Source organism: Streptomyces thermoviolaceus (assembly GCF_045209695.1).
GTDB classification, from domain to species: Bacteria; Actinomycetota; Actinomycetes; order Streptomycetales; family Streptomycetaceae; genus Streptomyces; species Streptomyces thermoviolaceus.
Genome location: NZ_CP109280.1, coordinates 4,525,599 through 4,552,247, shown reverse-complemented (window position 1 = coordinate 4,552,247; position 26,649 = coordinate 4,525,599). Strand labels below are relative to the sequence as shown.

Annotated in this window: 22 protein-coding genes and 1 riboswitch; of the genes, 6 read left to right on the top strand and 16 right to left on the bottom strand. The window is 71.3% G+C overall.

Features of this window, described 5'->3' with window-relative positions:
- The first annotated feature begins 260 nt into the window (after positions 1–260).
- Positions 261–2,057, top strand: coding sequence for a long-chain fatty acid--CoA ligase (locus OG899_RS19820; RefSeq protein ID WP_125498070.1), 1,797 nt, complete (start codon positions 261–263; stop codon positions 2,055–2,057).
- A gap of 94 nt (positions 2,058–2,151) precedes the next feature.
- Here OG899_RS19820 and OG899_RS19815 read toward each other — a convergent pair whose 3' ends face one another.
- Positions 2,152–3,315 carry a glycosyltransferase family 4 protein gene (locus OG899_RS19815; RefSeq protein ID WP_125498071.1) on the bottom strand — a complete coding sequence of 388 codons (1,164 nt, stop codon included), beginning with the start codon at positions 3,313–3,315 and terminating at the stop codon, positions 2,152–2,154.
- Between the two features lie 124 nt (positions 3,316–3,439).
- On the opposite strand from OG899_RS19815, the gene OG899_RS19810 reads away from it, so the two are divergent.
- Positions 3,440–4,684 carry a glycosyltransferase 87 family protein gene (locus OG899_RS19810; RefSeq protein WP_406311106.1) on the top strand — a complete coding sequence of 415 codons (1,245 nt, stop codon included), beginning with the start codon at positions 3,440–3,442 and terminating at the stop codon, positions 4,682–4,684.
- Between the two features lie 11 nt (positions 4,685–4,695).
- Here the strand turns inward: OG899_RS19810 and OG899_RS19805 are convergent, their stop codons facing one another.
- The 5 genes from OG899_RS19805 to OG899_RS19785 form a co-directional block, all read right to left on the bottom strand.
- Positions 4,696–5,886: a hypothetical protein gene (locus OG899_RS19805; protein ID WP_168132183.1), complete on the bottom strand. Its 1,191-nt coding sequence runs from the start codon at positions 5,884–5,886 to the stop codon at positions 4,696–4,698.
- A 107-nt stretch (positions 5,887–5,993) separates the two neighbouring features.
- Entirely contained in the window at positions 5,994–7,028 is a 1,035-nt protein-coding gene (locus OG899_RS19800) for a C40 family peptidase (RefSeq protein WP_185867849.1), read from the bottom strand.
- 286 nt (positions 7,029–7,314) lie between these two features.
- A complete protein-coding gene (locus OG899_RS19795; RefSeq protein WP_125498074.1) occupies positions 7,315–8,349 on the bottom strand; it encodes an NlpC/P60 family protein in 1,035 nt (344 codons plus the stop codon).
- Positions 8,350–8,598: 249 nt separating this feature from the next.
- The gene (locus OG899_RS19790) at positions 8,599–9,948 is read right to left on the bottom strand and encodes an NYN domain-containing protein (RefSeq protein WP_125498075.1); all 1,350 of its coding nucleotides are present in this window, start codon (positions 9,946–9,948) and stop codon (positions 8,599–8,601) included.
- A 58-nt stretch (positions 9,949–10,006) separates the two neighbouring features.
- Positions 10,007–10,246 carry a hypothetical protein gene (locus tag OG899_RS19785; protein WP_125498076.1) on the bottom strand — a complete coding sequence of 80 codons (240 nt, stop codon included), beginning with the start codon at positions 10,244–10,246 and terminating at the stop codon, positions 10,007–10,009.
- A 160-nt stretch (positions 10,247–10,406) separates the two neighbouring features.
- Between OG899_RS19785 and OG899_RS19780 the strand changes: the two genes are divergently transcribed.
- Both OG899_RS19780 and OG899_RS19775 read left to right on the top strand, forming a co-directional pair.
- Positions 10,407–11,159 (top strand): rhomboid family intramembrane serine protease, encoded by a 753-nt coding sequence (locus OG899_RS19780; protein ID WP_229813668.1) that lies wholly within the window; start codon positions 10,407–10,409, stop codon positions 11,157–11,159.
- Entirely contained in the window at positions 11,156–11,437 is a 282-nt protein-coding gene (locus OG899_RS19775; protein ID WP_125498078.1) for an Lrp/AsnC family transcriptional regulator, read from the top strand. The genes OG899_RS19780 and OG899_RS19775 overlap by 4 nt, the downstream gene beginning before the upstream one ends.
- Positions 11,438–11,468: 31 nt before the next feature.
- On the opposite strand, the gene OG899_RS19770 is transcribed toward OG899_RS19775, so the two are convergent.
- From OG899_RS19770 to OG899_RS19745, 6 genes are all read right to left on the bottom strand, one after another.
- Complete coding sequence (locus OG899_RS19770; protein WP_125498079.1) at positions 11,469–12,830, bottom strand: aminotransferase class V-fold PLP-dependent enzyme; 1,362 nt, start codon at positions 12,828–12,830, stop codon at positions 11,469–11,471.
- 318 nt (positions 12,831–13,148) lie between these two features.
- Positions 13,149–13,265: riboswitch (SAM riboswitch) on the bottom strand.
- A gap of 97 nt (positions 13,266–13,362) precedes the next feature.
- Positions 13,363–14,427, bottom strand: a complete 1,065-nt coding sequence (trpD, locus tag OG899_RS19765; RefSeq protein ID WP_125498080.1) for an anthranilate phosphoribosyltransferase — start codon at positions 14,425–14,427, stop codon at positions 13,363–13,365.
- Positions 14,428–14,597: 170 nt separating this feature from the next.
- Positions 14,598–16,235 carry a cytochrome bc complex cytochrome b subunit gene (locus OG899_RS19760; protein WP_125498081.1) on the bottom strand — a complete coding sequence of 546 codons (1,638 nt, stop codon included), beginning with the start codon at positions 16,233–16,235 and terminating at the stop codon, positions 14,598–14,600.
- A complete protein-coding gene (locus OG899_RS19755; protein WP_125498082.1) occupies positions 16,232–17,293 on the bottom strand; it encodes a ubiquinol-cytochrome c reductase iron-sulfur subunit in 1,062 nt (353 codons plus the stop codon). The genes OG899_RS19760 and OG899_RS19755 overlap by 4 nt, the downstream gene beginning before the upstream one ends.
- Positions 17,290–18,099 carry a c-type cytochrome gene (locus tag OG899_RS19750; protein WP_125498083.1) on the bottom strand — a complete coding sequence of 270 codons (810 nt, stop codon included), beginning with the start codon at positions 18,097–18,099 and terminating at the stop codon, positions 17,290–17,292. Before OG899_RS19750 ends, OG899_RS19755 begins: the two co-directional genes overlap by 4 nt.
- A gap of 63 nt (positions 18,100–18,162) precedes the next feature.
- Entirely contained in the window at positions 18,163–18,783 is a 621-nt protein-coding gene (locus OG899_RS19745; protein ID WP_125498084.1) for a heme-copper oxidase subunit III, read from the bottom strand.
- A gap of 197 nt (positions 18,784–18,980) precedes the next feature.
- Between OG899_RS19745 and OG899_RS19740 the strand changes: the two genes are divergently transcribed.
- Positions 18,981–19,379, top strand: coding sequence for a response regulator transcription factor (locus tag OG899_RS19740; protein WP_125498085.1), 399 nt, complete (start codon positions 18,981–18,983; stop codon positions 19,377–19,379).
- Positions 19,380–19,686: 307 nt separating this feature from the next.
- Here OG899_RS19740 and OG899_RS19735 read toward each other — a convergent pair whose 3' ends face one another.
- From OG899_RS19735 to coxB, 4 genes are all read right to left on the bottom strand, one after another.
- Positions 19,687–20,946, bottom strand: a complete 1,260-nt coding sequence (locus OG899_RS19735; RefSeq protein ID WP_125498086.1) for an Ig-like domain-containing protein — start codon at positions 20,944–20,946, stop codon at positions 19,687–19,689.
- A gap of 350 nt (positions 20,947–21,296) precedes the next feature.
- A complete protein-coding gene (locus OG899_RS19730) occupies positions 21,297–21,695 on the bottom strand; it encodes a cytochrome c oxidase subunit 4 (protein WP_125498087.1) in 399 nt (132 codons plus the stop codon).
- Entirely contained in the window at positions 21,692–23,428 is a 1,737-nt protein-coding gene (gene ctaD, locus OG899_RS19725; RefSeq protein ID WP_125498088.1) for a cytochrome c oxidase subunit I, read from the bottom strand. Before ctaD ends, OG899_RS19730 begins: the two co-directional genes overlap by 4 nt.
- The gene (coxB, locus tag OG899_RS19720) at positions 23,425–24,384 is read right to left on the bottom strand and encodes a cytochrome c oxidase subunit II (protein ID WP_125498089.1); all 960 of its coding nucleotides are present in this window, start codon (positions 24,382–24,384) and stop codon (positions 23,425–23,427) included. The genes ctaD and coxB overlap by 4 nt, the downstream gene beginning before the upstream one ends.
- A 562-nt stretch (positions 24,385–24,946) precedes the next feature.
- Here coxB and OG899_RS19715 point away from each other — a divergent pair.
- On the top strand, positions 24,947–26,329 hold the full coding sequence (locus OG899_RS19715; RefSeq protein ID WP_168131129.1) for a cysteine desulfurase/sulfurtransferase TusA family protein: 1,383 nt from the start codon (positions 24,947–24,949) through the stop codon (positions 26,327–26,329).
- Positions 26,330–26,649 lie beyond the last annotated feature (320 nt).

The following is a 26,649-nucleotide window of genomic DNA, read 5'->3' as shown; positions in this document are numbered from 1 at the left end:
TGTTTCTGGCCAGTCGTTCCCGGTGTCGACTAGTGTGCCCGCAGGAACATCCCCCATGTGACTCAGCGAACATCTCGCCCGGCCCCCCTGTCGGAGTGGCCATACCGGCGGGTAGCCTCCGGTCAGTCCAGTCGTGCTCTGGCTTGCAACCATCGGGCCCCCAGCGGCTCCTGGCGAACCCGGGCACCCGACCGAGCCTTGGACCGCACCGTCGCATCACATCACGTCGTGGCGTCGGCGCCCTGTGAGGAGCAGCAGTCTTGCGCGAGTTCAGCCTTCCGGCCTTGTACGAGGTACCCACGGACGGGAACCTGACCGACATCGTCCGCAGAAACGCCGCGCAGCATCCGGATGTGGCCGTCATCGCCCGCAAGGAGAACGGCGTCTGGCGGGACGTCAGCGCCCGGGAGTTCCTCGCCGAGGTGCAGACCGCCGCCAAGGGCCTGATCGCGGCCGGTGTGCAGCCCGGCGACCGGGTGGGGCTGATGTCCAGGACGCGGTACGAGTGGACGCTGCTGGACTTCGCGATCTGGAGCGCGGGCGCCGTCACCGTGCCGGTGTACGAGACCAGCTCGGCGGAGCAGGTGCGCTGGATCCTCGGCGACTCGGGCGCCACCGCGTGCGTGGTGGAGACCGGGACGCACGCCGCCACCGTGGAGTCGGTGCGCGAGGGGCTGCCCGCGCTGAAGCACGTGTGGCAGATCGACGCCGGCGCCGTCGAGGAACTGGGCCGGCTCGGCCAGGGTGTCTCCGACGAGACCGTCGAGGAGCGCAGCTCCCAGGCGAAGGCCGACGACCCGGCCACCATCGTCTACACCAGCGGCACCACCGGGCGGCCCAAGGGGTGTGTGCTCACCCACCGCAGCTTCTTCGCCGAGTGCGGCAACGTGGTCGAGCGGCTGCGTCCGCTGTTCCGCACCGGTGAATGCTCGGTGCTGCTGTTCCTGCCGCTCGCGCACGTGCTCGGCCGGCTGGTGCAGATCGCGCCGATGATGGCGCCGATCAAGCTCGGCTGCGTCCCCGACATCAAGAACCTCACCGAGGAGCTGGCGTCCTTCCGCCCCACGCTGATACTGGGTGTGCCGCGGGTGTTCGAGAAGGTATACAACGCGGCGCGGTCCAAGGCGCAGGCCGAGGGCAAGGGGAAGATCTTCGACACGGCCGCGGACACCGCGATCGCCTACAGCAAGGCCCTGGACACCCCGTCCGGCCCGTCGCTGGGGCTGCGCCTGAAGCACAAGGTGTTCGACGCGCTGGTCTACAGCAAGCTGCGGGCGGTGCTCGGCGGGCGCGGCGAGTACGCCATCTCCGGCGGCGCCCCGCTCGGTGAGCGGCTCGGGCACTTCTTCCGCGGCATCGGCTTCACCGTGCTGGAGGGCTACGGCCTGACGGAGTCCTGCGCGGCGACCGCGTTCAACCCGTGGGACCGGCCGAAGATCGGCACGGTCGGGCAGCCGCTGCCCGGCTCGGTGGTGCGGATCGCCGACGACGGCGAGGTGCTGCTGCACGGCGAGCACCTGTTCAAGGAGTACTGGAAGAACCCGGAGGCGACGGCCGAGGCGCTGGCCGACGGCTGGTTCCACACCGGGGACATCGGCACCCTGGACGAGGACGGCTATCTGCGGATCACCGGCCGCAAGAAGGAACTCATCGTCACCGCGGGCGGCAAGAACGTCGCCCCGGCCGTGATCGAGGACCGCATCCGCGCCCACCCGCTGGTCGCCGAGTGCATGGTGGTGGGCGACGGGCGGCCGTTCGTGGGCGCGCTGATCACCCTGGACGAGGAGTTCCTGGGCCGCTGGGCGGCCGAGCACGGCAAGCCCGCCGGCTCCACCGTGGCCTCGCTGCGCGACGACCCGGACCTGCAGGCGGCCGTGCAGGCGGCGGTCGACGACGGCAACGCGGCCGTGTCCAAGGCGGAGTCGGTGCGCAAGTTCCGCATCCTCGACACCCAGTTCACGGAGGAGTCCGGCCACCTCACCCCGTCGCTGAAGCTCAAGCGGAACGTGGTGGCCAAGGACTTCGCCGACGAGATCGAGGCGCTGTACGCCAAGTGACCGCCGCGCCGGCCCCGCGGGCGCGGGGCCGGGAGGCCCGGTACGACGGCGTCCCCGTCCGCCGCGCGTCGGACGGGGTGCACGACGGCCGGGGTCAGGTGGTGCGCACGGTCGGCCGGAGGAGGTCCTTGAGCCGCTCGGCCAGCAGGTCCCAGCGCCACTTCTCCTCCACCCAGCGGCGTCCCCGCTCCCCCATGCGGCGGCGCAGCGCGGGATCCCGCAGCAGGACGACGATGCGGTCGGCGGCCTCCTCGGGGCTGCTGCCGCGCACCACCCAGCCGGTCTCGCCGTCCAGCACCGCGTCGGGTGCGCCGCCGGAGTCCCCGGCGACGACCGGCAGACCGGTCGCCGAGGCCTCCAGGTAGACGATGCCCAGCCCCTCCACGTCCAGGCCGCCGCGCCGGGTGCGGCACGGCATGGCGAAGACGTCGCCGGCGCCGTAGTGCGCGGGCAGTTCCTCCCACGGCACCGCGCCGGTGAAGCGCACGGAGGCGTCCACCCCCGTCTCCCGGGCGAGCCGGCGCAGGTCCCGCTCGTACGGTCCGCCGCCCACGATCAGCAGCACCGTGTCCGGTTCGGCGGCCAGGATGCGGGGCATGGCCCGGATCAGGGTGTCCTGCCCCTTGCGTTTGACCAGCCGGGAGACGCACACCACCACAGGACGGTCGGTCAGGCCGAGCCGGGCCCGCACCTCGTCGCCGCCCGCGTCCGGGTGGAAGGTCTTCTCGTCCACCCCGGGCGGCAGCTGCACCATCCGGGCCGCGGCCTGCTCGGTGAGCGCGCCCGCGATCCGGGAGCGGGTGTACTCGCCGAGGTAGGTGAGCGTGTCCGTGGACTCCCCGATGCGCCGCAGCAGCCCGCGCGCCACGGGCAGCTGCGCCCATCCGGCCTCGTGACCGTGCGTGGTGGCCACCAGCCGTTCGGCGCCCGCCCGGCGCAGCGCCGGCGCCATCAGCCCGAGCGGGGCCGCCGCGCCGAACCACACCGAGGTGCACCCGTGCTCGCGCAGCAGCTCGGTGGCACGGCGCGTGGCGTCCGGTGTCGGCAGCAGCATCGTGGTGCGGTCGCGGACGACGGTGAAGGGCTGCTCCGCGTCGAAGGCCGCCGTCGCCTCGGCGCCCTCCCGTCCGCGTTTCCAGGTGGAGGCGTAGACGACCAGCCGGCCCGGGTCCAGGCGCAGCGCCATGTTGTGCAGGAAGGCCTGGATGCCGCCGGGGCGAGGCGGGAAGTCATTGGTGACGATGAGGGTCTTGTGCATCGCCGCCGACCCTACCGGGTGGGGCGGGAGCGGCCCTGAGTGGCCGTACTGCCCTGGCCCGGGCCGGGCGGACGGGCGAGCATGGCCGTGGCGGCGGCACGGCGGACGTAACGAGGGACCGGCCATGGACGAGGCGGACGCGCGGCGGCGCACGGCGGCGCTGCTCGCGGTGTGGACGGCGACGCGGGCGGTGCTGGTGTTGTGCGTGCTGCGGGTGCTGGTGCTGCCCGGCCCGGACGTCGGCAGCGACGTGTCGGTGATCTACCGGGGCTGGTACGAGGTGCTGCGCCACGGCTCGTTCCCGGTCGGCGACGTGGCCTGGCAGTACCCGCCCGGCGCCGCCCTGGCGGTCCTCTCCCCCGCCGTGCTGCCGTTCCTCGACTACGCCACGGCCTTCCTCGTGCTGGCGCTGCTCGCCGACCTGGTGGTGCTGGGCCTGCTGCTGGCCGCCGGCCGGGGCGCCGACCGTTCGCCCCTGGGCGCCTGGGTGTGGACGGCGGGCGCGGCCGCGGTGGGGCCGACCCTGTACGCCCGGTACGACGTGCTGGTGACCGCGGTGGCGGTGGCCGCGCTGCTCGCCGGCGCCCGGCATCCGCGGGTGCTGGGCGTGCTGGCGGGCCTGGGAGCGCTGCTGAAGGGCTGGCCGCTGCTGCTGCTCGCGGGCGCGCGGGGCACTGCCGGACGGCGGGCCTGGGGCGCGGCGGTGCTGACCGCGGCGGCGGGGGTGCTGGTGGCGGTGTCGGCGCTGCCGGGGGCGCTGTCGTTCCTGAGCGCCCAGCGCGACCGGGGCACCGAGGTGGAGTCGGTGGGCGCGCTGGTGTTCCACCTGGCCCGGTGGGCCGGCTGGGACGGCCGGGTGGAGCTGCGCTACGGGTCGATGGAGTTCACCGGATCGTACGTCGCGATGGCGGGCACCGTGGCGCAGGTGCTGACCGCGGCCGGGCTGGTGTGGCTGCTGGCGTGGCGGTTGCGGGCCCATCGGTCGGGGCCGCACACGCTCGCGGACGCCGCGTTCACGGCGGTGCTGCTGTGCACGGTGACCAGCCGGGTGATCAGCCCGCAGTACCTGGTGTGGCTGGCCGGGCTGGGAGCGGTGTGCCTGTGCTTCGCCGGCAGCACGATGCGGCTGCCGGTGGCGCTGGTGCTGGTCGCGGCGGGGGTGACGGTGCTGGAGTTCCCGGTGTTCTTCGCCGACGTCGTGGCGAGCGACGGGCTCGGCGTGGGGCTGCTGGTGGTGCGCAACGGGCTGCTGGTGGCCGCCTGTCTGCTGGCCTGCCGGGCGTTGTGGCGGGCCACGGTGCCGCCGGTGCGGGCGGTGTCCCTGCCCGGTCAGGTCTCCCGCAGCCGGGAGGGGCTGCGGGAGACCTGACCGGGCGTGGCTCAGGTCAGCCCGTCCCTGAGGTACTGCCGCCACTGCGCGGTGAACTGCTCGAGGGTGGTGCCCAGCACCGTGTGCAGCGCGTCCTCGACGGCTCCGGCGCGCCGGTCGTGGGCGCCGACGGCGCGGTAGAAGGCGTCGAGCCGTCGCTCGCCCCACCGGTCGGCGATCATCCGGCAGGCCATCCAGCCGCCCTCGTAGGCGCGGGCGAGGGCGGTGGCGTCGCCGGTGAAGGCGAAGTCGCGGTCGGCGGGCAGGGCGTCGGGCAGCTCGCCCGCGGCGACGGCACCGGCGAGTTCGGGGGCGGCCTGCTCGGGGGTGCGTCCGGAGTTCCGGTAGCCGACCCAGTCGGCGTAGCCCTCGGACAGCCACAGCGGGGTGGCGGCACCGGTGTGGGCGCGGGTGGCGACATGGGTGGTCTCGTGGGTGAGCACGACCTGCTTGCCGAGCGGTCCGAGCAGGCCGTAGGCGTCGGGGTTGACGATGATCCGGTCGGCGGGGGCCCGTCCGCCGCTGCGGGCCTCGCCGGTGGTGACGGCGGCGATGCCGCGGTAGTCGGCGGCCCGCGAGCCGAGCAGGGCGGCCATGCCCTCCAGGGAGCCGGGGACGAGGACGACGACGTGGCGGCTCCATGCGCCGTCCCAGGCGGAGGAGACCGCGGGCACCGCGCGGTCGGCCAGGCCGGCGTAGCCGCGCAGCGCGGAGGCGGACTGGCCGACGCCGAGGACGAGGACGGAGCGGCCCCGGACCGCCGTCACCCGGCCCTGGTCCCACAGCTGCTGGGCGGAGCGGGCCGCGGGCCGGTCGGCGGTGACGTACCAGCCGCCGGAGGCGGTGGTGGCCAGGGTGAGGGTGCGCTCGGCGGTGACCGGCGCGTCGTCGTAGCCGGCCAGGCGGTAGCGCAGTTCGGCGTCGGCGGTGGCCGTGTCGCCGCTGCGGTGCACGGCGGTCACCCGGTAGGTCAGGTCCGCGAACGGCACGGAGCTGAGGTTCGGGTAGGCGTCGCGGGCTCCGGTGGCGGCGTAGGCGGCCGGGTCGTGGTGCAGGACGGCGGCCGCCCTGCGGTCCAGCAGCTGCTGCACCGTCCGGCGCGCGGTGTCGGCCGCGGACGGCGCGCCGCACGCCGACGGCGTCGCCAGCAGCAGGCACACCGCCGCGGCGACCCGTCTCGTCCTTCGCCTGCGACCGGCCACTGCGTGATGGTACGGCGGCCGCCGGCGCCGTGTCCGCACCGTCCGTCCGCCGCCCCGGGGCGGGCCGGGCGGCGGACGGGACGTCACGGGCGCGGATCGATCGGCCGTCAGACCCTGGTGACCGACAGGACGGGCATCATGTGCAGCGGGTCGTAGCGCACCGAGGCCCCGGGGTACGGCGCGTGGATCACCCGGCCGCGGCCGACGTACATCCCGATGTGGCTGGCGTCGGAGCGGTAGACGACGAGGTCCCCGGGGCGGATCCGGGACAGCGGGATGCGCCGGCCCGCCAGCCGCTGTTCCTGGGAGGTGCGCGGCAGGTGCACCCCGGCCTGGGCGTAGGCCCACTGCATCAGGCCCGAACAGTCGAAGCCGGACGGGCCGTTGGCGCCCCACACGTAGGGGCGGCCCAGCGCGGAGCGGACCGCGGCGAGCGCGACGGCGGCGCGGGCGGAGGCCGGGGCGACGTCCTTGGGGAGGCCGGCGTCGGCGGGCAGGTTGCCGCGGCCGGAGCGGGTGGCCCGGTGGTAGGCGCGCCGTTCGGCCGGGGAGAGGGTGTTGAGCAGCTGCCGCGCGCGGGCGAGCTTGCGCTGCACGGCGCGCCGGTGCGCGGCGACGGCCGTGCGGCTGCGGTCGAGATCGGCGAGGGTCAGGGTGGCTCCGGCACGTTCCTGGGCGAGCCGGCGCAGCTCCTGCCGCAGCTGCCGCAGCCGGACGGCCTGGTGGGCGCCGATCCGGTCGAGCGTGGCCGCCTTGTCGAGGTAGTCGTCCGCGTCGCCGGTCAGCAGCAGGGCCAGTGCCGGGTCCACGCCGCCGGAGCGGTACTGGGCGCCGGCCACCGAACCCAGGGCGTCCCGCAGGGTGTTGACGCGCTGCTGGTGCCGGGCGATGCGGTCCTGGGCGTCGCGGACCCGGCGGCGCAGCCGCTCGACGCGCTCACCGGCCTGGTCGTAGGCCTCGGTCGCCTTCTCCGCCTCCCGGTAGAGGCGGTCCACCTCGGCGCGGACGCCGTCGTGCGGGGCAGCGGCGGCCGGTTGGGCGGACAGCCCGCCCAGCGCGGCGGACAGCACGGTGACGGCGGCGCAGGCCGCCGACACACCCCGGTCGAACCCCGATGACGCTTGGCGGCGATGGGACCCCACGGGAAGCCGAACTCCCTCCACGGACCGACAGGACACCGTCTCCCCGCCCGGTGCCGGGCGCGCGGCGCGCCCGGCGGGCCGGGGAAACGGGGCAGACAGTAGCCACTCGGCAACCGCGTCAGGACGCGCATCAGGGGCGTGCAGCACGGCGCCCCGCCTCCGACAGCAGGTCAGAGGCGGGGCGCGGGGTCAATGTGCCTCGGCGCGATTCGCCCGTTCGGGCGGCGCCACGGGTGTGAGTCCGGGGTGGCCGGAGGGTGTCCCGGCCGGTGTGGTGCCGAAGGCGTCAGACGTGGATGCCGAACTGGAACGGCATGTTGCTGATCGGCTCGTAGCGCACGACGGTGCCGGTGCGCGGGGCGTGCAGCACCTGGCCGTTGCCCGCGTACAGGCCGACGTGGTGCAGGTCGCCGTAGAAGAAGACCAGGTCGCCGATCTGCAGCTGGCTCTGCGAGTAGATGCGGGGGCCGATGCCGGCCTGCGCCTCGGAGGTGCGCGGGATGGACACGCCGGCCTGGGCGTAGGCCCAGGAGGTCAGGCCCGAGCAGTCGAAGGAGGACGGGCCGGTGGCGCCGTAGACGTACGGCGAGCCGATCCTGGTCTGGGCGGCGGCGAAGGCGGCGCCCGCGTAGCCGCTGCCGTGCACGTTGACGTTCATCTCGACGCGCCCGGAGGCGCGGGTGGAGCGCTGCTGCTCCTCCTCGGCGAGCTGCTGCTTCTCCTGCGCGGTCAGGGTGTTGAGCAGGCGCTGCGCCTCGGCGAGCTTGGCCTGGATCTCCTTCTTCTTCTTGGACAGTTCGCTGCGGGTGGCGTCGAGGTCCTTGAGCTTCTCGGTGGCCTCGGCGCGCTGCTGGGCGAGTTCGCGCTGCTTGTCCTGGATCTGCTTCAGCGCGTCCACCTGCTGGCCGCTGAGCTGGTCGAGCGTGGAGGCCTTGTCCAGGTAGTCCTCCGGGTCGGAGGAGAGGAACAGCTGGACCGAGGGGTCGATCCCGCCGGAGCGGTACTGGCCGGCGGCGAGCGAACCCAGGCTGTCGCGCAGCTTGTTGAGCTCCTGCTGGCCGCGGGCGACGTTGTCCTGGATGGTGGAGATCTCCTTCTGGAGCTTCTCCTGCTTCTCCTTGGCCCCGTTGTACTTCTCGGTGGCCTGTTCCGCCTGCTCGTAGAGCTTGTCGACCTTGGTCTTGACCTCGTCCTTGCTCGGCTTCTCGCTCGGCGCCGCGTTGGCCGACTGTGCGCTGATGGCGACGGCGGCGGCTGCCGCGGTGGTGAGCACGGTCACGCGTGCACGGCTCGGCTGTTTGGGTCGACGATGGGAGGCCACGGAAGCGAGCTCCATTCTTGTGAGTGATCACCCGCTCGGAGTTTCGAGGCCAGACCCTAGTGACCTCATCGTGATGAATTCAAATCCTCACAGCAAAAAATCGCACCACAGTCGCCATTTTTTGCACACAACTCACCTGGAGTAAGACACGGTTGACACACCGTCGCCACACGGTGCCCGCAGATTCACGTATTCGGCGCGTACGCTCCCTACGACGCCCCTGCACCGGAAAACGCCGTGTGCCCGAAATCAGCCCCGCGTGAATCGCTTCAGCAGCACCGCCGACGCCACCGGCCGCGCCCCGGCCCGGGCGACCCCGTCGGCCACCTCACGGTCCGTGGACACCACGACGACCGGCCGCCCCGGCGGCTCGGCCCGCACCAGCTGGCGGATCAGCTCGTCGGCGGTGACGCCCGGTTTGGAGAACAGCACCCGCACCCCGCGCGGCGGCGCGAGCAGCACCGGCGCGGCCAGCTCCGCGCCGTCGAAGACACAGGTGACCTCCGCCCCGGTCTGCGCGGCGAGCTGGGACAGCTGTCCGAGCAGCCGCAGCCGCTGCTTCTCCAGCGGCATCTGCGGATAGCCGGTCTTGGTGACGTTGTAGCCGTCGACGACCAGATGGACCTGCGGCAGCGCGAGCAACTGGTCCAGGATCGCGGGGTCGTCCTCGGACAGCGCACGGGCGGCGATGTCCTTCGGCGTCATCCGCCCCGGCTCCACCGCGTCCACGGTCTCCGCGGGCCGCACGGACACCGGCGGCAGCGCCAGTTCCCGGCGCAGCCCCTGCGCGGCGTCCAGCACGGTGTCCAGCAGCAGCCGGACCCGCATGTCCTCCACGCTGCGTCCCTCGCGGGCCGCCCGCCGGGTGGCCTCCAGCGCGGCCTCCGCCTCGCCCAGGCGGGCCTTGAGCCGCCGGGTCTCGCTCTCGGCCGCCGACAACTGCGCCTGCCCCTCGGCGCGCACCGCCTCCGTCTCCGACCGCGCGGCGCGCAGCGCGGCCTGGCCGCGCTTGACGTCGCTGAGCGCACTGCGCAGCTTGCGCTGCAACGCGTCGGCCTCCTTGCGGGCGGCCTCCAGCTCGGTGCGCAGCCGCTCGGTCTCGGCCCGGGTGCGCTCGCGCATCTGGGCGAGCTGGGCGCGCAGCCGCTCCAGTTCGGCCCGGCTCGCCTCCTCGGCGCGCTCGGCGTGGGCCCGCCTCACCTCCTCGCCGGCGGCGGTGACCAGCTTGACCCAGCCGGCGGGCCGCAGCACATACGCGGCGGCGGCCACGTCCAGGGGATCCGCGGCCGGCGGCGGCGACCCGTCCTCCAGCGCGCCGCACAGCTCCGGCTGCGCCTCGCGGAACTTCTCCCCGACGCGCTGCCGGAACAGCGTGTCGTTCTCCACCGCGGCCGCCATCGCGTTGCCCGCGAACTTGGTGCGGCTCTTCGGCGCGAACCGGGCGTACTGCCGCAGTTGCAGCGGCAGCTCGGCCATGGTGAGCCGGCCGAAGGCGTCGGCGACGATCTGCACGACCCTGCGGCGCACGCTCTCGGGCAGCGGACGGTCGAGCACCTCAGCGGCGCCGTCGTCCGGCTCCCCGCCTCGTGTCTGCTCCATCCGTCACCCCAATGCCTAGCGGTCCCCCTCGCGGGGGTACCTGTGCCGGCCGCTCCGCTCAGGAGCCGGCGCCCGGCCTGTCCACGAGTTCCACCTTGTCCACGGCGTTGCACCAGCGGCACCGCACCGACTCGATGGTCTCACTGAGCACCTCGCGCTCCTCCACCGTGGGTTCGCCGGCGAGGTCGAGGTGGACGTACTCCACGACCTTCGACGAACGCGTCACGTCGAAGCGGGTGAGGTTGCCGCAGAGGGTGCAGCGCCACCGCGTCGTGGCGGTCGGCTGGGGAACCGTCATCGTGACTGCTCGCTTCCTTCCAGTGTCCGGTGCCCCGCATCGCTCGGGCGCACCGGGTCCGGCTCGTAACCCTACGGCCTCGCACCCCCGGCCCGCCCCGGGGTCCGCAGCGGCGAGGCGGTCTGCGCGGATGCGTCCCGGTACGCCATGCTCTGTGCACATGACCGGCGACACGAAGACGGTGACCGGCCGGGCGGCCCGGGCCTGGAAGGCGCTGCGGACCACGCCCGCGCCGGTGACCTGCGCCCTGATCGTGGTGTGCTGTGTCCTGTTCGCGATCGGCCCCGCCTCCGGGCTCGACCCCCGGCTGGGCACCGGGGACGCGCTGCTGGAGGCCCAGCGCTCCTACTTCCGGCGCTGGGGGGTGATCCCCGCCGAACTGCTCACCGGGGACCCGCGGGCCGCCCTGACCCCGGCGACGGCGCTGTTCGTGCACGGCAGCTGGGTCCATCTGCTCGGCAACATGCTCTTCCTGTACGTCTTCGGCGCGATGACCGAGCAGCGGATGGGCCGCCTGCCGTTCCTTCTGTTCTACCTCGGCTGCGGCTGCCTCGCCCTGCTGGGCTACGCCGTCGCCCACGCCGCCTCCGAGCAGACCCTGGTGGGCGCCTCCGGGGCGATCTCCGCGGTCCTCGGTGCCTTTCTGTATCTGTTCCCGCGGGCGCGGGTGACCAGCGTCCTGCCGTTCCTGTTCTTCCTGCCGCTCAGACTGCCGGCGTGGATCGTCCTGCCGTTCTGGGCGACCCTGCAGTGGCTGGCCGCCGGGCGGGCCGGCCAGGGCCCGGGCGTGGCCTACCTCGCCCATGTGATCGGCTTCGCCCTGGGCTTCGCCTGCGCATGGGTCCGCTACGGGCGGCGGACTAGAGTGAAGCCCGCCCCTGCTCCGGCTCCCGAGGGAGAGAACCAGCCGTGATCACCGCGATCGTCCTCATCAAGACCAGCGTGGACCGGATCCCTGAGATCGCCGAGCAGATCGCCGCGCTGGACTCCGTCAGCGAGGTCTTCTCCGTCACCGGCACCTACGACCTGATCGCCATGGTCCGGGTGCGGCAGCACGAGGAACTGGCCGAGGTGATCCCCGGGCGGATCAGCAAGATCCCGGGGGTGGAGGCCACGGACACCCATGTGGCCTTCCGTACGTACTCGCAGCACGACCTGGAGGCGGCGTTCGCCATCGGCCTGGACTCCTGACCGCGGCGGGCCGCCTCCCGGCCCGCCCGGGTCACACCACCGGCACGCAGCGGCCGCCCTCCGTGCGGTACTGCCACCTCGCGCCGTCGCGGACCAGCTCCCGCACCGCGGTCACGAACCGTTCGACGTGCTCGTCGGGGGTGCCGGCGCCGAAGCTGACGCGGACGGCGTTCAGCGACGCCTCGCCGGGCGCGGCCTCGGGGGCACCGCACTCGCCCTGCGTCTCGGGGTCGGTGCCGAGCAGGGTCCGCACCAGCGGGTGGGCGCAGAACAGCCCGTCCCGCACCCCGATGCCCCACTCGGCGGAGAGCGCCGCGGCGAAGCGGGAGCTGTTGAAGCCCTCCACCACGAACGAGATCACACCGACCCGCGGGGCGTCGTCACCGAACAACGACAGCACCTTCACTTCGGGCACCTCGGCCAGCCCCGCGCGCACCCGGCGGATCAGGTGCTGCTCGCGCTCCACCAGGGCGTCGAAGCCGGCCTCGGTCAGCGCCTTGCACGCCGATGCGATGGCGTAGGCGCCGATGACGTTCGGGGAGCCGGCCTCGTGCCGGGCGGCGCCGCAGTGCCACTCCACGTCCAGGCTCCCGTCGTCGCGCCGGGTGACGCGGCGGCTGGCCCCGCCGCCGGCCAGGTACGGCTCCGCCTCGTGCAGCCAGTCGGTCCGCCCGGCCAGCACCCCCGCGCCGAACGGGGCGTAGAGTTTGTGGCCGGAGAACGCCACCCAGTCCACGTCGAGGTCCCGCACGGAGACCGGGTGGTGCGGGGCGAGCTGGGCGGCGTCCAGGACGATCCGGGCGCCGTGCGCGTGGGCGGCGGCCGCCAGCTCGGTGACCGGCCACAGCTCCCCGGTGACGTTGGAGGCGCCGGTGACGCAGACCAGGGCCGGGCCGTGGGGTTCGCGCAGGGCCAGCGCCCGCTCCAGGGCGTCCACGGCCTGCCCGGGACTGCGGGGCGCGTCCAGATACGTCACCCGGGCGTCGCGCCAGGGCAGCAGCGAGGCGTGGTGCTCGGTGGCGAAGACGAACACCTGGCAGCCGGCGGGCAGCGCGCGGGCCAGCAGATTGAGGGAGTCGGTGGTGGACCGGGTGAAGATCACCTCGTCGTCGGGGCGGCAGTCGAGGAACTCCGCGACCGTCCGGCGAGAGGACTCGAACAGCTCCGTGGACAGCTGGGACAGGTACCCGGCCCCGCGGTGCACGCTGCCGTAGTACGGCGCGTAGGCGGCCACGTCGTCCCAGACGCGTTGCAGGGCAGGTGCGCTGGCCGCGTAGTCGAGCGCGGCATAGGTGACCTCGCCGCCGGTGACGAGCGGCACGGTGACGTCACGGCCGAGCACGGGCAGCGGGGCGCACACGGACCGGCCGGGGGCGACAGCGGAGACAGACATGGGTGAACTCCCGTGGAGGCAGGCGGCGTCGACCGCGCGAGCCCACGCGCCCCGGGACATGCCGGTGTCCGGGCACGGCTCAGCGCGGAAGACGTGACGCGAAGAGAAGGAAACGCGAGGAGAAAGAAAGAAGAAGGGGGAACGGACGGGGTGTGGCCCCGGGCCTGTCGCGGCTCACCGGCGTCCACGGCCCGCTGCACGGGCGTGGGCGGACGGCGGGAGAACGGGCGACAGGCCTACCGCATTCGCTGGCTCACGAAAGAACTCCCTCGTCACGACCAGGACCCCTGGCCTCGCGCTCGTCAGGAGCGCGCGAGGGGTCCGCGCTTGCCGCAGACCTCGCTGCCTGCGGCCTGGTCTTCACCCGGGGCACCCCGCCACGGACGGAGGGTTGCCGGACAGCCGGCCGGGGCCTGAAGGCTGTCACTCATGACCTGGACGAAAACGTACGCGAAAAGATCGCGGTCCCGCAACCGGTGTCCGGATCGCGGGACCGCACGGCCGCGGGCGGCCGTCAGGCGTTCGCCGGCCCTCAGGCGTTGCTGGCCGCCACCCAGCGGTCCAGCACCCGCCGGGCCGCGCCGGAGTCGATGGACTCGGCCGCCTTGTCCATGCCGGCGCGGATCTGCTCGGCCAGCGTCCCCGGGCCGGGCTCCAGGGCCACCAGGGCGGCCGCGGCGTTCAGCAGCACGGCGTCCCGGACGGGCCCGCGCTCGCCGTCCAGCAGCCGGCGGGCGACCTCCGCGTTGTAGGAGGCGTCGGCGCCGCGCAGCGCCTCGACCGGCACCAGGTCGATGCCGACGTCCCTGGGGTCGAAGGTCTCCTCGGTGACCGTGCCGTCCCGGACCACCCACACCCGGGAGGTGGCCGTGGTGGTCAGCTCGTCCAGGCCGTCGTCCCCGCGGAAGACCAGGGAGGAGTTGCCGCGCTCGGCGAAGACTCCGGCCACGATCGGCGCCATGCGCGCATCGGCGACCCCGACCGCCTGCGCCGAGACCCGGGCCGGATTGGTGAGCGGGCCGAGGAAGTTGAAGGTGGTGCGGATACCGAGCTGGCCGCGGGCCGCGGCGACATGCCGCAGGGCGGGGTGGAACTTCACCGCGAAGCAGAAGGTGATCCCGGCCTCCTCGGCGACCTGGGCCACCCGCTGCGGGCTCAGCTCCAGGTTCACACCCAGCTTCTCCAGGACGTCGGAGGCTCCGGAGGCGGAGGACGCGGCCCGGTTGCCGTGCTTGACCACCTTGGTGCCGGTGCCCGCGACGACGATGGAGGACATCGTGGAGATGTTCACCGTCTTCGCGCCGTCACCGCCGGTGCCGACGATGTCCACGGCCGGCCCGGGGACCTCGATGACACGGGCGTGCTCGTACATCGCCCGGACCAGGCCGGTGATCTCCTGCACCGTCTCGCCCTTGGCCCGCAGCGCCACCGCGAAACCGGCGATCTGAGCGTCCGTCGCCTCGCCGCGCATGATCCGGTCCATGGCCCAGGCGGTGTCATCGGCGTCCAGGTCCCGGCCGGCCAGCAGGGTGTTCAGCACGCGGGGCCAGGAACGGCCCGCCGCGGTGTCGCCTCCAGCGGGGGTCACAGCGCTCATAAGCCGCTCCTGGGTCGGTGTCCGGTGTCCTTGTTCGGTGTCCCTCCCGCGCGGGCGGGACGGGGACGTGCAACGCCTCCACCCTATCCAGCCCCGGGAACGGCACAGGGCCCCGTCCGGGAGCCGGACGGGGCCTGTGACCGGGCGTGGCGACGCTCGGAATCGAAGGATCAGTGGTGGCCGTGGCCGCTCGTGATCTCCTTGTACTCCTCGACGGTCGGCTTGGCGATCTGGTTGCCCTCGCCGTAGTAGGCACGGCTGAGCTTGGCGCGCAGCTTCTCCGTGCCCTTGACCTTGCGCTCGACGCCGTTCTCGTCGACCGTCGGACCGATCTCCACCGGCTCGTACTGGTGGTGAGCGGTGAGCGTGTACAGCTGCTCCTGGCTGAGCGGCTCGTGCACCTCGATGAACTCACCGTGCGGCAGGCGCTTGATGATGCCCGACTCGCGGCCGTGCAGCACCTTGTCGCGGTCCCGGCGCTGCAGGCCGAGGCAGATCCGCTTGGTGACGATGAAGGTGAGAACCGGCACCGCGAAGAACGCGATGCGGACGAACCAGGTGATCGCGTTGATCGACAGGTGGAAGTGGGTGGCCCACAGGTCGTTGCCACCGCCGACCAGCAGCACGAAGTACCAGGCGATCCACGCGGCACCGAAGGCGGTGCGGGTCGGGGCGTTGCGCGGGCGGTCCAGGATGTGGTGCTCGCGCTTGTCGCCGGTGACCCAGGCCTCGATGAACGGGTACACCGCGATCGCGATGAGGACCACACCGAAGAGCACCAGCGGGATGAAGACGCCCAGGACCAGCGTGTGGCCCCAGAAGTTGACCTCCCAGCCGGGCATCGCACGGATGAGACCCTCGGCCATGCCCATGTACCAGTCGGGCTGGGCACCGGTGGACACCTGGTCCGGCCGGTAGGGGCCGATGGCCCAGATCGGGTTGATCTGCGCGATCGCCGCGATCACCGCGATGACACCGAAGACCAGGAAGAAGAAGCCTCCGGCCTTGGCCATGTACACCGGCAGCAGCGGCATGCCGACGACGTTGTTGTTCGTCTTGCCGGGGCCCGCGAACTGCGTGTGCTTGTGGTAGAAGACCAGGATCAGGTGGCCGACGACCAGGCCGAGCATGATGCCCGGCAGCAGCAGGATGTGGATCGAGTAGAACCGGGCCACGAAGTCGTGACCGGGGAACTCGCCGCCGAAGAGGAAGAACGAGATGTACGTGCCGATGATCGGCACGGACAGGATCGCGCCCTCCATGAAGCGGACACCGGTGCCGGAGAGCAGGTCGTCCGGGAGCGAGTAACCGGTGAAACCGGTGAACATGCCCAGGACGAACAGCAGGAAGCCGAACAGCCAGTTGACCTCACGCGGCTTGCGGAACGCGCCGGTGAAGAACACGCGCATCATGTGCACGAACATGCCGGCGAGGAAGACCAGCGCGGCCCAGTGGTGGATCTGCCGGATGAGCAGACCACCGCGCACCTCGAAGGAGATGTGCAGGGTCGAGTTGAACGCCTCGCTCATCAGCTGTCCCTGGAGCGGGACGTAGCTGCCGTGGTACACCACCTCGTTCATCGAGGGGTGGAAGAACAGCGTCAGATATACACCCGTGAGGATGATGATCAGGAAGCTGTAGAGGCAGACCTCACCCAACATGAACGACCAGTGGTCGGGAAAGATCTTGCGCATGTTGGCCTTGGCCAGGCTGTAGATGCCCAGCCGGCCGTCGGCCCAGTCGGCGAGCTTCTCGCCGGCCGGTGCCTTCCCGCGCGAGCGGGTCGGGTTGCTCGCTGTAGTACTCATCCGCGCTCCCAGAATGCAGGACCGACGGGCTCCTCGAAGTCGCCGAGCGCCTGGAGGTAACCCTCGCTGTCCACGCCGATGCGCAGCTGCGGCAGGGCGTGGCCGGCCGGGCCGAAGATGACTCGGGCGCCGTCGGAGAGGTCGAAGGTGGACTGGTGGCACGGGCAGAGCACGTGGTGCGTCTGCTGCTCGTACAGGGAGATCGGGCAGCCGACGTGGGTGCAGATCTTGGAGTAGGCCACGATGCCCTGGTGCGACCACTCGAGCTCGCGCTTGTCCTTGATGTTGTCCGGCTGCAGCCGGACGATCATCAGGGCGGCCTTGGCGATCTCGGTCTGGTACTCCTCGTTGCCTTCCTCCTCCAGGCCGTCGGGCTTGGCGAAGGTCAGGGAGCCGGTGGAGATGTCCTCGGGACGCAGCGGCTGGTTGGTGTTCATGTTCACCAGACGCTTGCCCTTGGCCCACATGGTGTGGCGCAGCTTCTCGTGCGGCAGCGGACCCAGGTCGCGCAGCAGGAACAGGCCGGAGAACGGCACCAGGGTCAGCGCACCCAGCAGCGTGTTGCGGATGAGCGGACGGCGGCCGATCGCGGACTCCTTGGCGCCCTGCTTGAAGTCCGCGTGGACCTTGGCACGCACCTCGGGGGAGGCCTCGATCGGGTGACGCTCGTCGGCGAGCTCCGCGTCGGACATCAGGGTGCGGGCCCAGTGGACCGCGCCCGCGCCGATGCAGAACAGCGCCACGCCCAGGGTGAGCCCCAGGGCGAAGTTCATCGCGCTGATGTGACCCAGCGGCCAGATGTAGATCGACTTGTCGTTCGGGATCCACACGTAGGACGCGATGAAGCCCAGGGTGGCCAACATCGACACCGTGAACAGCAGGGCGACGGTGCGCTCGGACCGCTTGGCCGCCCGCTCGTCGATGTCCTGGATCCGGTGCTCGTGCGGGGGCAGGCCCGGGTCGGCGAACGGGTTGTCCTCGTCCGCGACCTTCACGGCGCCGTGCGCCGCACCCGGCTCGGCGGGCAGCTTCTCTTCAGGAATGTCTTGGCTACTCATGACTTCTTGGCCTTTGCGGTCCGGGCGGCGACCCACACGGCGACGACGACCAGCGCACCGAGTCCGAAGATCCACGCGAACAGACCCTCGCTGACCGGCCCGAGGCCGCCCAGCTCGAGACCGCCCGGGTTCTTCGTCTGGTCACCGTTGACCGCGTTCAGATACCCGATGATGTCCTTCTTGGCCTTCTCCGGCATCACGGTGTCGGGGAAGGACGGCATGTTCTGCGGGCCGGTCTGCATGGCCTCGTAAATGTGCTTCGGCTGGACACCCTCGAGGTTCGGGGCGAACTTGCCGTGCGTGAGCGCACCGCCCTTGCCGGTGAAGTTGTGGCACTGGGCGCAGTTGGTCCGCCACAGCTCACCGCCCTTGGCGATGTCCGCGCCCTCCGGGCTGTACTGGGCCTTCGTGGGCACGGACGGACCGGCGCCCAGGGAGGCGATGTACGCCGCCAGCTGGTCGATCTCGGCCTGCGTGTAGATGACCTTCTTGCGCGGGACCTGCGCACCCGGCTGCTGGGCCGGCATACGGCCGGTACCGACCTGGAAGTCGACTGCCGCGGCGCCCACACCCACCAGGGACGGGCCGTCAGTGGTGCCCTGACCACCGGCCCCGTGGCAGCTGGCGCAGCCGACCTCGTAGAGCTTCTTGCCCTCCTCGATGGTGAGGGACTGGGCGGACTCGTCGGCCTTCGCCTTGCTCGCGGGCGCGAACGCGGTGTACAGCCCCCCCGTGGCCGCCAGCGCGAGAAGTAGGACGACGACCGCCGCCAGCGGATGGCGTCGTCGTGCGGAGAGCTTTTTCACGGATTACCCCGGTGTCAGGATCTTCTGCGTCGATGCTTGCGGGACTCGGATCGGTTCGTCGGCCTACTTGATCAGGTAGATCGTGGCGAAGAGACCGATCCAGACGACATCGACGAAGTGCCAGTAGTAGGACACGACGATGGCCGCGGTCGCCTGCTCGTGGGTGAACCGCCGCGCCGCGTAGGTGCGGCCGAGGACCAGCAGGAAGGCGATGAGGCCGCCCGTCACGTGCAGGCCGTGGAAGCCGGTGGTCAGGTAGAACACCGAACCGTACGGGTCGGAGGACAGGGACAGCCCGTCCTCCTTCACCAGGCTGGTGTACTCGTAGATCTGGCCGCCGATGAAGATCGCACCCATGATGAAGGTGACGATGAACCAGCCCCGGAGCTTCTTCACGTCACCGCGCTCGGCGGCGAACACGCCGAGCTGGCAGGTGAGGGAGGAGAGCACCAGGATCGTGGTGTTGGCGGTGGAGAAGGGGACGTTGAGCTGGTCCGCCATCTCCCGCCAGTGATCGGGCCCCGTCACCGATCGCAGGGTGAAGTACATCGCGAAGAGGGCCGCGAAGAACATCAGCTCGGAACTCAGCCAGATGATGGTTCCGACGCTGGTGAGGTTCGGCCGGTTGACCGACGGGTGCGCGTGCCCGGTTTCTACTGTCGTTGCTGTCGCCACGACCGACATTATGTCGGTCGCTTATCCCGCCCTCACTCCGGGGGTCCCGTTCGGAGTGTCTGTGCGGTCTGTCCGGGCCTGGCGGCCCGCTTGGCGGGCGCGCTGGACGGTGTCGGCCGGCAGGGGAAAAGAGTAGAGTCCGCGCCGTCGGTACCCGGACTTTTCGACCCATGCTGTGCCTTCCCTACAAGACGTGTGGAGGAACCATGCAGGCGACCGCGACGGTGCTGGTCTACAGCGACGACGCCAACACCAGGGAGCAGGTGCGGTTGGCCACCGGCCGGAGGCCAGCGCAGGACGCACCCGTCGTGGAGTTCGTGGAATGCGCCACGCCCGCGGCCGTGCTGCGGGAGCTGGACCGGGGCGGGATCGACGTGTGCGTCCTGGACGGCGAGGCCGTGCCCATGGGCGGCATGGGGCTGTGCCGGCAGATCAAGGACGAGATCTTCCGCTGCCCGCCGGTGCTGCTGCTGATCGGGCGTCCGCAGGACGCCTGGCTGGCGACGTGGAGCCGGGCGGACGCGGCCGTCACGCTTCCGGTGGATCCGGTGGAGTTCGCCTCCGCCCTGGCCGGCCTGCTGCGCACGAAGGCGCTGGCGGCCTGAGAGCCCGTCCAGCCCTGTCGTCGGCGGTCCCTCGGTGGTGTCCGTGGGGCCGCCGACTGTGTTCGGGGGCCGTTGACGCACAGCCTGGGGAGTCCGGGCGCCCAGGGCGTGCACAGCCCTTTCCGGGTTCGGTCGGGCCCGACAGGGCCTGCGGATGCGGAGTCCTTTCCGGGTCGGGGTCTCACAGGGCCTGCGGATGCGGAGTTCTTTCGGGATCCGGGTCTCACAGGGACCGCGGATGCGGAGTCCTCTCCGAGTCCGGGCCTCACAGGGACCGCGGATGCGGAGTCCTCTCCGAGTCCGGGTCTCACAGGGCCTGCGGGGTCAGGCGCGAGGTGTCCGACGGGGAGGTGCCGCCGCCGGAGGTGAGGGCGCTGCCCTGGACCCACTTGTCCCAGGGCATGTTCCAGTCGCCGAAGCCGTTGCCGAACGTCTCCATGGGTTTGCCCTTGGAGTTGACGACCTGGACGATGTCGCCCTCGTGGATGTTCTCGTAGAACCACTGGGCATTGGCGTTGCTCATGCCGGTGCAGCCGTGGCTGACGTTGGCCACACCCTGCGAGCCCACGGACCAGGGGGCGGCGTGCACGTACTCGCCGCTCCAGGTCACCCGGGTGGCCCAGTTCACCATCAGGTCGAAGGAGTCCGAGGAGCCCGCGGCGATGCCGATGGTGGTGCTCCGCATCCGCACGGTGCCCTCCTTGGCGAGGACGACCTTGATGCCGTTGCGGGTGTCGAAGCCGGGCCGGCCGGTGGTGACCGGGATCTGTTTGATCTTCTCGTCGTTCTTGTAGAACGTCAGCTGGTGGGCGGCCGCGTCGGTGACGGCGACGATGCGGTCGCCGATGGTGAGCTTCACCGGTTCGCTGGCGCCGCCGTAGAGCCGGTCGGCGATGCGCATGTTCTCCAGGCCGCTGCGCACCTCGACGGTGGTGCCCGTCGGCCAGTACTCCCGTGGCCGCCAGTGCAGCTCCTTGTCGTTGACCCAGTACCACGAGCCCTGCACCGCGGGCGTGGAGCGGACCTGCAGGCCGCGCTCCACGATCGCGCGCTGGGCCTTGTCCGTGATGGGCTGGTCGAGTTCGGCGGTGATGGGCTGGCCGACCCCGTAGGTCCCGGACTTCGGTCCGAGCTTGACGTTCAGACGTTTGTCGGTCGTGGGCCGGCTGGTGTCGAAGGTGAGGACCTTGCGGCCGGGTGCTCCGTCCGAGTCCTCCGTGCGCACGGTGACCGTGTAGTGGGCGCCTGCGGCCAGCGGTGAGGTGCTGTGCCAGCGGCTGCCGTCGGCGGCGAGTTCACCGGCGACACGGCGTCCTGTGGCGTCCTGGGCGACGACGTCCGTGATGCGGGCGTCGCTGTCCTGTGCGGTGATCTCCAGGGGCTTGTCCGGGTCGGCCTTCTTGCCGCGTTCCGTGGGGGCGTTGACGGAGATCTGATCTGCCGCGTCGTAGGGATCGGCGGCCAGCGGACTGCCGTCCGATCCGCAGGCCGTGACGCCCGCCGCGAGGGCGGCCACCAGGAGTGCGCAACTGACGGCTGTATGGATGCGCGGAGTGGCGGTGCTCATGACCTCACGCTAAGGAGGTACGTCAATCCCGGCGCGGTGGATCGTCCGTATGGGGGATGTTCGCGGGAACGAGGCCGGGTGGCGGACGGGGTTCGGTCCGGGAACGATCTCGGGGGCTGCTGTGGGAACGGTCCGGGAACGCCCTCGGGATCCGTCCTGGGAACGGTCCGGGAACGCCCTCGGGATCCGTCCTGGGAACGGTCCGGGAAGAGCCTCGGGAACCGTCCGGGGAACCGTCCGGGAAGAGCCTCGGGATCCGTCCTGGGAGGGGTCCCGGGAACGGAAGAACCCGGGCCCCACGAGGAGGCCCGGGTTCTCCGGATCGTCAGGCCTGGTCAGGCCGGGTCAGGTCACTGCGTGCGGTTCTCACCGCGGTAGTACTCGAAGACCCAGCCCCACAGGCCCAGCATGATCAGCGGCGCCCCGAAGTAGATGAGCCACCAGCCGATCGCCACGCCGAGGAAGGCCAGCGCGCCACCGACACCAAGGGCGAGCGGCTGCCAGCTGTGCGGGCTGAAGAAGCCCAGCTCACCGGCGTCGTCCGCGACGTCCGCCTCCTTGTCGTCCTGGGCGCCCACGTCGACCCGCCTGGCCGTGAAGGCCAGGTAGAAGCCGACCATGATGCTCAGGCCGAAGGAGAGGAACAGGGCCGTGGTGCCGGCGGGCTCCTTCGACCACAGGCCGTAGACGATGGCCATGATGAGCAGGAAGACGCTCAGCCACAGGAACATCTTGCCCTGGATCTTCACTTGCCGGCCTCCTTGCCGCCAGCGAGGGCCTTCTCACCGTGGCCGGCGCTCTCCAGCTGGTCGAGCGCGGCGATCTCCGGGTGGTGCAGGTCGAACGCCGGGGATTCGCTGCGGATCCGCGGCAGGGTGAGGAAGTTGTGCCGCGGCGGCGGGCAGGAGGTCGCCCACTCCAGCGAACGGCCGTAACCCCACGGGTCGTCGACCTCGACCGGCTTGCCGTACTTGGCCGTCTTCCACACGTTGTAGAAGAACGGCAGGATCGACAGGCCGAGCAGGAACGAGAAGATCGTCGAGACCATGTTCAGGCCGGTGAAGCCGTCCGCGGCCAGGTAGTCCGCGTAACGGCGCGGCATGCCCTCGGCACCCAGCCAGTGCTGGACCAGGAAGGTGCCGTGGAAGCCGATGAACAGCAGCCAGAACGTCAGCTTGCCCAGACGCTCGTCGAGCATCTTGCCGGTGAACTTCGGCCACCAGAAGTGGAAGCCGGAGAACATCGCGAACACGACGGTGCCGAACACCACGTAGTGGAAGTGGGCCACCACGAAGTACGAGTCCGAGATGTGGAAGTCCATCGGCGGCGACGCCAGGATCACACCGGTCAGACCACCGAAGACGAAGGTGATCAGGAAGCCGGTCGCCCACAGCATCGGCGTCTCGAAGGACAGCGAGCCCTTCCACATGGTGCCGATCCAGTTGAAGAACTTCACACCGGTCGGGACCGCGATCAGGAAGGTCATGAAGGAGAAGAACGGCAGCAGCACACCACCGGTGACGTACATGTGGTGGGCCCACACGGTCACCGACAGACCCGCGATGGCGATGGTCGCGCCGATCAGACCCATGTAGCCGAACATCGGCTTGCGGGAGAAGACCGGGATGACCTCACTGATCACGCCGAAGAACGGCAGCGCGATGATGTACACCTCGGGGTGGCCGAAGAACCAGAAGAGGTGCTGCCACAGCAGGGCACCGCCGTTGGCGGAGTCGAAGATGTGGGCGCCGAACTTGCGGTCGGCCTCCAGCGCGAACAGGGCCGCCGCCAGCACCGGGAAGGCCAGCAGGACCAGCACCGCGGTCAGCAGCACGTTCCACGTGAAGATCGGCATGCGGAACATCGTCATGCCGGGCGCGCGCATGCAGATGATCGTGGTGATGAAGTTGACCGCACCGAGGATGGTGCCGAAGCCGGACAGGGCCAGACCCATCACCCACATGTCACCGCCGACGCCCGGCGAGTGCACCGCGTCGGACAGCGGGGCGTAGGCGAACCAACCGAAGTCGGCCGCACCCTGCGGGGTGAGGAAGCCGCCCACCGCGATGAGCGAGCCGAACGTGTACAGCCAGTAGGCGAACATGTTCAGCCGCGGGAAGGCCACGTCCGGAGCGCCGATCTGCAGCGGCATGATCCAGTTCGCGAAGCCCGAGAACAGCGGCGTCGCGAACATCAGCAGCATGATCGTGCCGTGCATCGTGAACGCCTGGTTGAACTGTTCGTTCGACATGATCTGCAGGCCCGGACGGGCGAGCTCGGCGCGCATGAGGAGCGCCATCACACCGCCGATGCAGAAGAACGCGAACGAGGTGACCAGGTAGAGCGTTCCGATGGTCTTGTGGTCGGTGGTCGTCAGCCACTTGACCACGACGTTACCGGGTTGCTTGCGCCGGGCCGGCGGCGCGGGCGCGATGGCTCCCGCCGCCGCCGCGGCACCCTGAGGTTCGTTGAGGATGCTCACAGGTTGTTCGTCTCCCGGTTCTTCTCGTGGCTCGTCTGCGCGATGCCGGCGGGAACGTAACCGGTCTGCCCCTTCTTAGCGAGGTCCTTGAGGTGCTGCTCATAGCGCTCCGGCGAGACGACCTTCACGTTGAACAGCATCCGGGAGTGGTCCTGGCCGCACAGCTCGGCGCACTTGCCCCGGAAGGTGCCCTCCTTGTTGGGAGTCACCTGGAAGGAGTTGGTGTGCCCCGGGATGACGTCCATCTTCATCAGGAACGGCAGCACCCAGAAGGAGTGGTTGACGTCCCGCGAAGTGAGGATGAAGCGGACGGTCTTGCCCTTGGGCAGCCACAGCGTCGGGCCCGGCAGGCCGGTCTGCGGGTTCCGCGAAGCGGGCGTGCCGACGTCGTAGACGCCGCCGGCGTTCGCCGGGAACGCGTTCTTGAACCGGTCCGGGATCGCCGAGAGGTTCTTGTCGGTCTTCGCATCACCGGTGGAGCCGGGCACATCGGCGATGTAGTTGAAGGCCCAGCTCCACTGGTAGCCCACGACGTTGACCGTGACGTCGGGCTTCTTGGATTCGTCGAGGAGCTTGGACTCGTCGCGGGCCGTGAAGTAGAAGAGCACCGAGACGACCAGAAGCGGAACCACCGTGTACAAGGCCTCGATGGGCATGTTGTACCGGGTCTGCGGAGGTACCTCGACCTTGGTGCGGCTGCGCCGGTGGAAGATGGCACTCCACAGCACCAGACCCCACACCAGGCAGCCGACAGCGATCGCGGCCGCCCAGGAACCCTGCCACAGCGAGAGGATCCGGGGAGCCTCTTCCGTGGTCGGGGTGGGCATACCCAGCCGAGGGAAGTCCTTGTATGTGCAACCGGTAGCGGTCGCCAGGACCAGGCCCGCAGTCAGTGCCTGCAGCAGCTTCCGCCGCATCGGGCGCCGCGGCGAGCGGTCGGAGCCGTTGGGACTCACGTAGCGCCTTCCCGAGAGTCTCGCCCGCGCTGTTCGGCTGCGGCCTTCTCGCTGGTCGGTCGCCGCCCTGCGTCGGGCAGGGGTTTGGATGTTTATGCGGACCAAACCCTACTGGACGCCTTCCGGCGGTTCGCGGGGAGGGTGCCATACGCGCCGCGGGTCACCCTGAAGAGGTGGGAGGGGGTGGGGTGGGGGTGGGGTTGTGGGTGATTCGGGCGGGGTTGTGCGTGGTGGGGGGCGGGGGTGGGGGTGGTTCGGGGCGGGGGGTGGTGCCGGGTTGTGGGTGGTGCCGGGTTGTGGGTGGGGCGGGGGGTCGTGCGGGGGCGGGTGGTGCGGGACGTGGGTGGTGCCGGGTGGTGCGGGGAGTGCGGGACGTGGGTGGTGCCGGGTGGTGAGTGGTGCGGGGGGTGGGGGTTCGGTCAGTGGTGCGTTCGGTGCGTGGTGGGGGGTGGGGTCTTGGTGCGTTCGGTGCGTAGTGGGGGCGGGGTCGTAGTGGGGGGAGGTGCGGGTGCTGCGGGACTTCGGTGCGTCGTCGCGGGCCGGTGGGTCGTAGCGTTGCCGTGTGGCCTACTTCGACGCTGCTTCCTCCGCTCCCCTGCACCCGGTGGCCCGGCAGGCCCTGCTCGCCGCCCTCGACGAGGGGTGGGCCGACCCCGCGCGGCTGTACCGGGAAGGCCGGCGAGCCCGGCTGCTGCTGGACGCGGCCCGCGAGACGGCCGCCGAGGCCGTCGGGTGCCGTCCGGACGAGCTGACCTTCACGACCTCCGGCACCCAGGCCGTGCACACCGGGATCGCCGGCGCCCTGACCGGTCGGCGCCGCACCGGACGCCACCTGATCGTGTCAGCCGTCGAACACTCCTGTGTGCTCCACGCGGCTGACGCCCACGAAGCGGGCGGCGGAACCGTCACCCGGGTCCCGGTCGACCGCACCGGCCGGGCCGACGCCGCCGTCTACGCCGAGGCACTGCGCCCCGACACGGCCCTGGCCTGCCTGCAGTCCGCCAACCACGAAGTGGGCACCGAACAGCCCGTGGCCGAGGTGGCCGAGACGTGCTGCGCCGCGGGCGTGCCGCTGCTGGTGGACGCCGCGCAGTCGCTCGCCTGGGGGCCGGTGGAGGGCAACTGGTCGCTGCTCACGGCGAGCGCCCACAAATGGGGTGGGCCGTCGGGAGTCGGACTGCTCGTGGTGCGCAAAGGCGTACGGTTCGCCGTCCCCGGGCCTGCGGACGAAAGGGAGTCCGGCCGGCAGCCGGGCTTCGAGAACATCCCCGCGATCGTGGCGGCGGCCGCGTCCCTGAGGGCCGTGCGCGCCGAGGCCGCGGCCGAGTCGGCGCGGCTGCGGGAACTCACCGAGCGGATCCGCACGCGGGTGCCGCAGCTGGTGCCGGACGTGGAAGTGGTCGGCCACCCCGACCAGCGACTGCCCGGCATCGTCACCTTCTCCTGTCTCTATGTCGACGGAGAGGCCCTGCTGCACGCCCTGGACGGCGAAGGCTTCTCCGTCTCCTCCGGCTCCTCCTGCACCAGCTCCACCCTGACCCCCAGTCACGTGCTCAAGGCCATGGGCGTGCTGAGCGAGGGGAACGTCCGGGTGTCCCTGCCGTTCGGGACATCGGAGGAGGACGTCGAGCGCTTCCTGTCGGTCCTGCCGGGCGCGGTGGCCTCGGTCCGTGAGCACCTTCACACCCCGGCGGCACGGACAGAGGCGGCCGCCCCGGCGGAAGAAGAACGGGTCATCGACGCCCTCGGCAAGCGCTGCCCGCTGCCGGTCATCGAGCTGGCCAAGATCATCGACGAGGTTCCGGTCGGCGGCACGGTCCGCGTCCTGGCCGACGACGAGGCAGCCCGCCTGGACATCCCGGCCTGGTGCGAGATGCGCGGGCAGGAGTACGTGGGCGAGGAGCCGGCGGAGGTGGGGAGCGCTTACGTGGTGCGGAGGGTGTGAGAGCCGGGCCGGGGCTGGGCCGGGCTGGAGCGGGTTGGGCGCGGTCGGGATCGGCGGGGCCGGCGGGTCCGGCAGGACCGGCAGGACCGGGGAGCTTGCGGCCGGCCCAGGAAGCTCTCGGTCGACCTGGGGAGTCTCGGTCGGGCAGGGTGCTTACGGGCAGCTGGGAACTTGCGGTGAGCCACGGTGCCTGCGCTGGGCCTAGGGCGCTTGCGGTGAGCCCAGGGGCACTTGCAGCGGGACGCGAGTGGGATGGCTCGGTCGCCCTGCGGGGGCGCTGGCAGCCGGTGGTGAGGGGGTGATCGTGCTCAGCCCTTCGG